The sequence below is a fragment of the Kitasatospora sp. NPDC047058 genome, assembly GCF_040643935.1.
GTDB lineage: Bacteria > Actinomycetota > Actinomycetes > Streptomycetales > Streptomycetaceae > Kitasatospora.
This window is the reverse complement of record NZ_JBEYVJ010000288.1, coordinates 1-9,376: the sequence shown is the minus strand read 5'-3', so window position 1 is coordinate 9,376 and position 9,376 is coordinate 1. Positions and strand designations below refer to the sequence as shown.

At 72.3% G+C, this 9,376-nt stretch carries 7 protein-coding genes and 1 other RNA gene; 1 reads left to right on the top strand and 7 read right to left on the bottom strand.

Annotated elements, in window-relative coordinates; genetic code table 11:
* Nucleotides 1-181: YqgE/AlgH family protein (locus ABZ885_RS30035; RefSeq protein ID WP_360195339.1), on the bottom strand; the 181-nt coding region annotated here is incomplete at its 3' end.
* 314 nt (nt 182-495) lie between these two features.
* Between ABZ885_RS30035 and murA the strand changes: the two genes are divergently transcribed.
* Complete coding sequence (gene murA / locus ABZ885_RS30030) at nt 496-1,836, top strand: UDP-N-acetylglucosamine 1-carboxyvinyltransferase (protein WP_360195336.1); 1,341 nt, start codon at nt 496-498, stop codon at nt 1,834-1,836.
* A gap of 78 nt (nt 1,837-1,914) precedes the next feature.
* Here murA and ABZ885_RS30025 read toward each other — a convergent pair whose 3' ends face one another.
* From ABZ885_RS30025 to ABZ885_RS30000, 6 genes are all read right to left on the bottom strand, one after another.
* On the bottom strand, nt 1,915-2,196 hold the full coding sequence (locus ABZ885_RS30025) for an HU family DNA-binding protein (RefSeq protein ID WP_030059737.1): 282 nt from the start codon (nt 2,194-2,196) through the stop codon (nt 1,915-1,917).
* A 510-nt stretch (nt 2,197-2,706) separates the two neighbouring features.
* On the bottom strand, nt 2,707-4,179 hold the full coding sequence (locus ABZ885_RS30020; RefSeq protein WP_360195333.1) for an NAD-dependent malic enzyme: 1,473 nt from the start codon (nt 4,177-4,179) through the stop codon (nt 2,707-2,709).
* A gap of 378 nt (nt 4,180-4,557) precedes the next feature.
* Complete coding sequence (locus ABZ885_RS30015; protein WP_360195330.1) at nt 4,558-6,894, bottom strand: UvrD-helicase domain-containing protein; 2,337 nt, start codon at nt 6,892-6,894, stop codon at nt 4,558-4,560.
* Nucleotides 6,895-7,046: 152 nt separating this feature from the next.
* Nucleotides 7,047-7,428: a transfer-messenger RNA gene (gene ssrA, locus ABZ885_RS30010) on the bottom strand.
* Nucleotides 7,429-7,536: 108 nt separating this feature from the next.
* A complete protein-coding gene (gene smpB / locus ABZ885_RS30005; RefSeq protein WP_097237694.1) occupies nt 7,537-8,013 on the bottom strand; it encodes an SsrA-binding protein SmpB in 477 nt (158 codons plus the stop codon).
* A gap of 44 nt (nt 8,014-8,057) precedes the next feature.
* A complete protein-coding gene (locus tag ABZ885_RS30000; RefSeq protein ID WP_360195326.1) occupies nt 8,058-9,203 on the bottom strand; it encodes a S41 family peptidase in 1,146 nt (381 codons plus the stop codon).
* Nucleotides 9,204-9,376 lie beyond the last annotated feature (173 nt).

Here is a 9,376-nt window from a genome sequence, read left to right as displayed (position 1 = left end):
CGAGTACGCTGCCCACCTCCACCGGCGTCGGCCTGTTCAGGACGACGCCGAGCGCCCCCTCGGCGTCGTGGTCGAGGAGGAGCACCACCGCCCGCGCGAAGTTCGGGTCGGTGAGCACGGGGGTCGCGACGAGCAAACGGCCGGTGTGGGACCGGCTTCCGTGCGAATGGGCCGCCGTCATGCCTCACATGATCCCGCAGAACCCCCGGGGGCGGACACCGCAACACGGAGGCCGCGCGGACGCGTGCCGCCGCGCCGCGCGAACACCCGTACGGACGCACCGGCGGGCGGTGCACCACCCCAAGAGAGCACCATCACGGGAGAGGCTCACGGGAACCACCGGGACGCCCACTACCATCTACTTCTGGTGGACGCCCTTATACGGTGCCGACTCGGTCACGCCGGGGGCCCGAACGCGCCCGTACGACCGGTCCACCGCCCGGCTCCCGACCCGGAGCCCCACCCACTCCTCTGGCACCCCGGATTGCGAGAACGATGACCGACGACGTCCTGCTGGTCCACGGCGGAAACCCGCTCGAAGGCGAGATCCGCGTCCGTGGTGCGAAGAACCTGGTCCCCAAGGCCATGGTCGCCGCCCTGCTCGGGCAGGGCCCCAGCAGACTGCGCAACGTCCCGGACATCCGCGACGTCAAGGTGGTCCGCGGCCTGCTCCAGCTGCACGGCGTGACGGTCCGCACCGGCGACGAGGACGGCGAGCTGATCCTCGACCCCTCGCACGTGGAGAGCGCCAACGTCGCCGACATCGACGCGCACGCCGGCTCCTCGCGGATCCCGATCCTGTTCTGCGGCCCGCTGCTGCACCGCCTCGGCCACGCCTTCATCCCGGGCCTCGGCGGCTGCGACATCGGCGGCCGCCCGGTCGACTTCCACTTCGAGGTGCTCCGCCAGTTCGGCGCCACCATCGAGAAGCACCCGCAGGGCACCTACCTGGTCGCCGCGCAGCGGCTGCGCGGCACCAAGATCGAGCTGCCCTACCCGTCGGTCGGCGCCACCGAGCAGGTGCTGCTCACCGCCGTCCTCTGCGAGGGCGTCACCGAGCTGCGCAACGCGGCCGTCGAGCCGGAGATCGTCGACCTGATCTGCGTCCTGCAGAAGATGGGCGCGATCATCACCATGGGCACCGACCGGACCATCCTGATCACCGGTGTCGACGAGCTGGGCGGCTACACCCATCGCGCGCTGCCGGACCGTCTGGAGTCCGCCTCCTGGGCCTGCGCGGCGCTGGCCACCAAGGGCGACATCTACGTCCGCGGCGCCCGCCAGCTGGAGATGATGACCTTCCTGAACACCTTCCGGAAGGTCGGCGGCGCCTTCGAGGTGGACGACGAGGGCATCCGGTTCTGGCACCCTGGCGGCGAGCTCAAGGCGATCGCCCTGGAGACCGACGTGCACCCGGGCTTCCAGACCGACTGGCAGCAGCCGCTGGTGGTCGCGCTGACCCAGGCGACCGGCCTGTCCATCGTGCACGAGACGGTGTACGAGTCGCGGCTCGGCTTCACCGGCGCGCTGAACCAGATGGGCGCCCACATCCAGCTCTACCGCGAGTGCCTGGGCGCCACCCCGTGCCGCTTCGGCGCCCGCAACTTCCTGCACTCCGCGGTGGTCTCCGGCCCGTCCAAGCTGATCGGCTCCGAGCTGGTCATCCCGGACCTGCGCGGCGGCTTCTCGTACCTGATCGCGGCGCTGGCGGCCGAGGGCACCTCGACCGTGCACGGCATCGACCTGATCAACCGCGGCTACGAGAACTTCATGGAGAAGCTGCGCGACCTCGGCGCCCACGTCGAGCTGCCCAGCGAGCGCCTGGTCACCGCCTGACCGGCCCCCACCGGCAACGGCGAGAGGCCGGGCCCCCCATCGCGGGGGGCCCGGCCTCTCGGGCGTTCAAGGGGTGGTTCAGGCGCCCTTGGCGGCTTCCTTCAGCTTGGAGCCGGCGCTCACCTTGGCGCTGTAGCCGGCCGCGATCTGGATCGGCTCGCCGGTCTGCGGGTTGCGGGCGGTGCGGGCAGCGCGGTGGGTGCGCTCGAAGGTCAGGAAACCGGGGATGGTGACCTTCTCGTCGCCCTTGGCGACGACCTCGCCGACGATCTCGGCGAAGGCGGCCAGAACGGCGTCGGCGTCCTTGCGGGTCACCTCGGCGCGCTCGGACAGCGCGGCCACCAGCTCACTGCGGTTCATGTGTACTCCTGTGGTCTGTTCGCTTGCGGTGTGCGGGGGCCCATCGGTGCTCCCTCCGGGGGGCACCCGGATAGGCCGCAGGTCCGCACACAGTGCTCGTTCAGGCAATGCGTGGTCGCAGGCCGGGTCCGTACCCCGCGCCGCGGCGCCGGTGCCGTCGAAGGCCCGCCCGCCTGCCCGGATACGAATCCTGCCCCGACCGGCCCCGAGAAAGCCAATCGGGCCCCGGCCGAGCCACCCGAACAACGCCCGCCCGCCGGAGGTGTGACGCTCCGTCGGCTCCGGTGGTCCGGGTACGGGCGGCGGCCGGGACGACACGCCGGAAGGCCAGGGGGACGTTCCGTACTTGTCGGACACGCCTGCCCCGTGCAGGGCTACCGTACGCCCTAGGCACGACAAGCCCAAACACGCCCCTCGCCCTTGTGTCGCAAGGGTTCGGGGCGGACTTGGGTGGGTAAGCACGGTATTCGGTCATTTGACCGATCCGCGACACGCGCCGCGGCGGTGCCGTCAGAGCTTGACGGCGGGGAAGGAGGCGGTGTCGAGCGTGCCGACGATGCCGGGGGTCGGACGGGCCTGCACGGGCGCCTCCTGAGCACCCGCCAGCGCCGCCTCGCGCACGGCGGAGGCCACCGTCTTGGCGACGTCCTTGTGGAACACGCTGGGGATGATGTAGTTCGCGTTCAGCTCGTCGTCGGCGACCGTGGTGGCCAGCGCGCGGGCGGCGGCGATCATCATCTCCGTGTTGACCGTCCGGCTCTGCGCGTCCAGCAGGCCGCGGAAGACGCCGGGGAAGACCAGCACGTTGTTGATCTGGTTCGGGAAGTCGCTGCGGCCGGTGGCGACCACCGCGGCGGTCTGCCGGGCCACCGCCGGGTCGACCTCCGGGTCCGGGTTGGCCAGCGCGAAGACGATCGCGTCCGGCGCCATGGCGGCGATGTCCTCGCCGTCCAGCACGTTCGGGGCGGAGACGCCGATGAAGACGTCGGCGCCCGCCACGGCCTCCTTGAGGCTGCCGGTGCGGCCCGAGCGGTTGGTGTGCTCGGCGATCCAGCGCAGCGACTCGTTGAGGTCGTCGCGGCCCTCGTGGACCACGCCCTTCACGTCCGCGACGGTGGCGTGCTCGACGCCGGCCGCCAGCAGCAGCTTGAGGATCGCGGTGCCGGCGGCGCCGGCCCCCGACATCACGACCCGGATGTCGCCGATCGCCTTGCCGACCACCTTGAGCGCGTTGGTGAGCGCCGCCAGCACCACGATCGCGGTGCCGTGCTGGTCGTCGTGGAAGACCGGGATGTCCAGGGCGGCGCGCAGCCGGGCCTCGATCTCGAAGCAGCGCGGCGCGGAGATGTCCTCCAGGTTGATGCCGGCGAAGCCCGGGGCGATCGCCTTGACGATGGCCACGATCTCGTCGGTGTCCTGGGTGTCCAGGCAGATCGGCCAGGCGTCGATGCCGGCGAAGCGCTTGAAGAGGGCCGCCTTGCCCTCCATCACCGGCAGCGCGGCCGCCGGGCCGATGTTGCCCAGGCCCAGCACCGCGGAGCCGTCGGTGACCACGGCGACGCTGTTGCGCTTGATGGTGAGGCGGCGGGCGTCCTCGGGGTTCTCGGCGATCGCCATGCAGACCCGGGCGACACCCGGGGTGTAGATCATGCTGAGGTCGTCACGGTTGCGGATCGGCAGCTTCGAGGACATCTCGATCTTGCCGCCGAGGTGCATCAGGAAGGTGCGGTCCGAGACCTTGCCGATCGACACGCCGTCGATCGTGCGCAGCTTCTCGACGATCTCCTCGCCGTGGGCGACCGAGGACGCGGCCACGGTCACGTCGATCCGCAGCGCCTCCAGGCCGGAGGCGGTGACGTCGAGGCCGGTGACCGATCCGCCGGAGGACTCGACGGCCGTGGTGATCGCACTGACGGCGTTGCCCCGGGCCGGGACCTCCAGCCGCACCGTGATCGAGTTCGAGACACTGGGCACCGTCGCCATCGACGTCCTTCTTCCGTCCACTGAGGGTGTCTGCGTACCGGGCATCTCTTCAACAAATTGTTGAAGCGGCACGCAGCGCATGCTAGACCTCGATCGTCGCACCTGCCAGGGGGAAGTCAGAAATAACGTTCATTGAGTGTGCGGATCCGACAAGACCGCCCGGCCCTTCTTGCCCCCGGGAGCCGATGCGTTACATTGGACGGGACACCGGCTCGATCCAAGCCCCCGGGCCCAACCTTCGTCCCTTCGAGGGACCACTTGCCGCGAGGCGAGCATGGCGGGTCGGTGTCATCTAACGTCTGAAGGCCCCTCACCTCCCGGTGAGGGGCCTTCGTGCTGCCGCCGCCGTACTGCCGGCGCAGTGCCGCCGACGCGCCGTCAGCCGTGCAGCAGTGCGGGCACTCCGGCCGCGTCCGGCAGGTCGTCCGGACCGGAGAGCACGGTCAGCCGCTGGGTCGCCCGGGTCAGCGCCACGTAGAGCACCCGCAGGCCGGCCTCCGACTCGCCCGCGATCCCGGTCGGGTCCGCCACCACGGTCGCGTCGTACTCCAGGCCCTTGGCCTCCAGGCTGCCCAGCGCCACCGCGCGCTCCCCCAGGCCCGCGATCCAGCCGGCCGCCTCGGCCCGGCGGTCCATCGGCACGACGACCGCCACGGTGCCGTCCACCTCCGCCAGCAGCCGCTCCAGCTCGGCCCGGGCCGCCGCCCCGAAGGCCTCCGGCGCCGGGTCCGCGACGGCCGCGAACCGCGGCTCCACGCCGACGTGGCGCACCGCGCTCGGCGACGGCGTGCCCGGCGCCGCCAGCGCCAGCACCTTGGCCGCCACCTCGGCGATCTCGGCCGGGTTCCGGTAGTTCACGGTCAGCGTGTAGCGGCGGCGCGGCTTGCCGGACAGCACCTCGTCCAGCGCGGCCTGCGCCTCCGCCGGGAACGGCCAGGAGGACTGCGCCGGGTCCCCGACGATCGTCCAGGTGGCCGTCCGGGCCCGGCGGCCGATCATCCGCCACTGCATCGGGGTGAGGTCCTGCGCCTCGTCCACGATGATGTGCGCGTACTCGGTGCGCTCCACCGGCACCCTCCCCCAGCCTCCGGCCGGGGGTGCCCCCACGCGTCGTCCGGCGGAGCGGTCGGCGAAGGTGGTGACCTCGTCCAGGCCGGACAGCAGGTCCACCGCGTCCACCTCGCGGACCTTGGGGCGGGCCGGCTCGCCGAGCAGCACCTGGAGCTCGTCCACCAGCGCCACGTCGTGCGCGGACAGGGCCCCCTCGCCGCGCTCGTTCAGCTGCCGCCAGGACGCCGCCAGCACCCTGGCCTCGTCCGGGGTGACGGCCCGGCGGGCGACCCGGTTGGTGTGCCGGGTCTGCTTCAGGGTGCCGAGCACCCGGCGCGGGGCCATCGCGGGCCACCAGGCGGCCAGGAAGTCCAGGAACGGCGCCTCGTCCGAGACGTACTCGTCGAACGCCTCCTTCTCCTCCTGGCGCTGCTCGCGGGCGTAGTGGTCGGCGGGCTTCGGCAGGTGCCGGGTGGCCTCCTGCCAGAGCGCGTCCAGCAGCAGCCGGCGGGCGCGCGGGCGGAGCAGGTTCAGCGGGGTGCCGCCGGAGCCGATCACGTTGCCGCGGACGGCCTTCAGCCGGCCGGCGTCGAGGCGCAGCACCTCGCCGCGGGCGACCACCTTCAGCTCCTGCGGCGCACCCAGTTCCAGCGCCGCCCGGGCGGCCCGGCGCAGCAGCTGCACCATCCGGGCCGAGCCCTTGATCCGGGCCGCCTCCGGGGTGTCGTAGGTGCCCGCCTCGATGCCGTCGACCAGGGAGCCGACCGCGCGGATGGCGACCTGGCCCTCCTCGCCGAGCGAGGGCAGCACGCCCTCGGTGTACGAGACCAGCAGCGGGGTCGGGGAGACCACCAGGATGCCCCCGGCGTAGCGGCGGCGGTCCTGGTAGAGCAGGAACGCGGCGCGGTGCAGGGCGACGGCGGTCTTGCCGGTGCCGGGGCCTCCGGTGACCAGGGTGGCCCCGGCCGCGGCGGCCCGGATCACCTCGTCCTGCTCCTTCTGGATGGACGAGACGATGTCCCGCATCGAGTGGCTGCGGGCCCGGCCGAGCGAGGCCATCAGGGCGCCGTCGCCGACCACCGCCAGCTCCCGGCCGTCCAGGGTGGGCGTGAGGTCGGGGCGCAGCAGGTCGTCCTCGACGCCGATCACCTTGCGGCCCTTGGAGCGGATCACCCGACGGCGGATGACCCGGCCGGGCTCCAGCGGGGTGGACCGGTAGAACGGCGCGGCGGCCGGCGCCCGCCAGTCGATCACCAGCGGGCCGTACTCGGCGTCCAGCACCCCGAGCCGGCCGATGTGCAGGGTCTCGGCGACGGCCGGGTCGGCCGGGTCGAGCGGCGTGTTCGAGGGGATGCCGTGCTCCTCCGGGGCGTCGGCCTGCTGGAGGTCTATCCGGCCGAAGAGGAAGTCCTCGAACTCGTTGTTCAGCCGCTGGAGGTGGGCGCCGGCCCGGTACACCTGGGCATCGCGCTCGGCGAGCGCGCCGGGGGTGCCGACGTGCACGCGCTTGGCGGCGTCCTCCAGGATGTACTCGGCCTCGGCGAGCTTCTCCTCCAGGCGGTGGTACACCGTGTCGAGGTGGTGCTGCTCCCCGGCGATCTCGCGCTCGCGGACGGTCTCGTGATCGGCGGCGGTGGTGTCCGTGTTGCTCTGCTTGCTCTGCATGGCCTCGGTGGTAGCGGCGGGAGTCCGACTCTGGGAAACGAGCGGACGGAAGATCCTACGCCCCCACCCCCGCGCAGCGCCGCACCGGGACGGGGAAAACGTGAAGGCCGCCCCCCGCTGAGCGGTGGACGGCCTTCACTGTGAACATGGGGTGGTGGAGATGCCGGGAATCGAACCCGGGTCCAGTGGAGTTAATTCAGGGCTTCTCCGAGCGCAGTCCGCTGTGCTTTTCTCGGCCCTGGCGGTCACACGGACAAGCCGCCAACAGGCCCAGCTGCTGTTTGATTTCCCCTCCGCCCTCGCAGCCCGGGCGGACGGTTGAGTTCCCTAGATTATGCCAGGGTCCGGGTCGGGAACTCCCCGGTCTGACACCCAAGCGCTATCGGTGCTTATTAGGCAGCGAGAGCGAACTGCTGGGAATCGCGCTTAGAGTTGGCGATTATTTTTTTGCGACACGTGGTTAACGAGATCATTGCCGCGTTCCTCGGCTCGCTTCCCCTGTTTCAACATCCCCTGTCGAAACCGATCATCCCCATGTTTTGTTGAGAAACAGCTCGGACGGCGACCGTCCGTGTTGCTTGCGCCATAGTACGTGAGGCGACGGGCGGGGGTCCAGCGGATTAACCCCGGCGTCGCCGCGGGTCAGCCCTGGCGCCGCCGGGCCGCCGCGACGGCGCGGGCCGTCTCGCGGGTGTCCTGCTTCTCGCGCAGCGTCTGGCGCTTGTCGTACAGCTTCTTGCCGACGGCGAGCGCGAGTTCGAGCTTCACCCGGCCGTCCTTGAAGTACAGCGAGAGCGGGATCAGGGTGTGGCCGGCGTCCCGGACCTTGGTCTCGATCTTGCGGATCTCCAGCTTGTGCAGCAGCAGCTTGCGCTTGCGCCGCGCGGCGTGGTTGGTCCACGTCCCCTGGGTGTACTCGGGGATGAAGACGTTGTCGATCCACGCCTCGTGGTTCTGGATGTAGGCGTAGCCGTCGACCAGGTTGGCCCGCCCCTCGCGCAGTGACTTGACCTCGGTGCCGGTGAGCACGAGGCCGCACTCGTAGGTGTCGAGGATGGTGTACTCGTGCCGCGCCTTCTTGTTCTGCGCGATCAGCTTCTGTCCGGTTTCCTTTGCCATAACGCCGTCATTCTCGCATCCCGGGCCGCTGCCGAGCAGCCCCTTTACGCACGGGTCCCGAGGCCGGCGAGGACCCGCAGGGCCAGTGCGCCGGCGTCCTCGGAGGCGGTGGCCGGCACGTCCGGGGTCAGGCCGGTGCCCTCCGGGGAGCGGCCGGCGGGGGTGTAGTAGCGACCGACGGTCAGTTCCAGCACGGCGCCGTCGGCGAGCCGGCTGGGCTGCTGGACGGTGCCCTTGCCGAAGGTCCGGCCGCCCACCACCACCGCCCGGCTGCGGTCCTGGAGGGCGCCGGTGAGCAGTTCGGCGGCGCTCATGGTGCCGCCGTCCACCAGCACCACCAGCGGGGTGCGCTGGTCGCCGCCGGGCGGGGCGGTCAGCTCGCGCGTCCCGCCGCGCTCCCGGTACGAGCCGACCGGGCCGCCGTCCAGGAAGACCCCGGCCGTCCCGGCGGCCTCCTCGACCAGCCCGCCGGAGTTCCCGCGCAGGTCCAGCACCACCCCGGCGTGCGCGCCGCGCACGGCCGCGCGCACCTGCTCGGCCACGCCGCTGGTGAAGGCCCGCACCGTGATCCGCACGACGCCGTCGTCCAGGCGCTCGACGGTGACCTGCTGACTGTCCAGCAGGACGCGGTGCAGCCGGACCTCGCGGACCTCCCCGTCGCCGCGCTGGACGGCCAGGGTGACCTCGGAGCCGGCCTGCCGCTCGCCCTCGCGCCCGCGCAGCCGGGCGACCACCTCGGTCACCGGCAGCCGGTCGGCCTGGTCCTCGCCGACCCGGAGCAGGCGGTCGCCGGCCGCGATCCCGGCCTCGGCGGCGGGCCCGGCCGGGCGGACCTGCGAGACGGCGGTGACGCCGTCCTGGCCGCGGCCGACCGAGAGGCCCACCCCGAGGTAGCGGCCGTCCAGGCCCTGGCTGAACTCGGCGTACTCCTGCGCGCTGTAGTAGGCGCCCCAGCGGTCACCGCTGGCGCCGATCAGGTGCTCGGCCTGCTGCTCGGAGAGCGCCGCGCCGGCCGGGTCCTGGCCCGCCGCGACGACGCCCACGGCGGCCGGGGCCGCGTCCGCGGACGCGCGGTGCGGCGGCGTGCCCGGGTCGCCCCAGGCGCCGGTGGCGGCGCCGGCCAGCAGCACGGCACCGAACACCAGGCCGAGGGTGGCCGCCTGACGTGCCCTGCGCGGAGTTTCCAGCATGGCATCGGAGTGTAGGCGCACCGTGCCGCACGACGGGCCGGAACGGCCCACGGCGAAACGCCGGCGGCCCCGGACGGCGCCGCGGTGCTGATCCCGGCGGCCGGGATCAGCGGACGGAACAGGTTCTGCCAGTCCGCGTACGGCTCGGCGAAGGTCACCTTGACCTCGCCCGG

Coding starts and splice junctions, on each gene's coding strand:
- smpB (WP_097237694.1), bottom strand. CDS start 8,013: ATGGCAAAGGAAACCGGACAGAAGCTGATCGCGCAGAACAAGAAGGCG.
- ABZ885_RS30020 (WP_360195333.1), bottom strand. CDS start 4,179: ATGGCGACGGTGCCCAGTGTCTCGAACTCGATCACGGTGCGGCTGGAG.
- ABZ885_RS30000 (WP_360195326.1), bottom strand. CDS start 9,203: ATGCTGGAAACTCCGCGCAGGGCACGTCAGGCGGCCACCCTCGGCCTG.
- ABZ885_RS30025 (WP_030059737.1), bottom strand. CDS start 2,196: ATGAACCGCAGTGAGCTGGTGGCCGCGCTGTCCGAGCGCGCCGAGGTG.
- murA (WP_360195336.1), top strand. CDS start 496: ATGACCGACGACGTCCTGCTGGTCCACGGCGGAAACCCGCTCGAAGGC.
- ABZ885_RS30015 (WP_360195330.1), bottom strand. CDS start 6,894: ATGCAGAGCAAGCAGAGCAACACGGACACCACCGCCGCCGATCACGAG.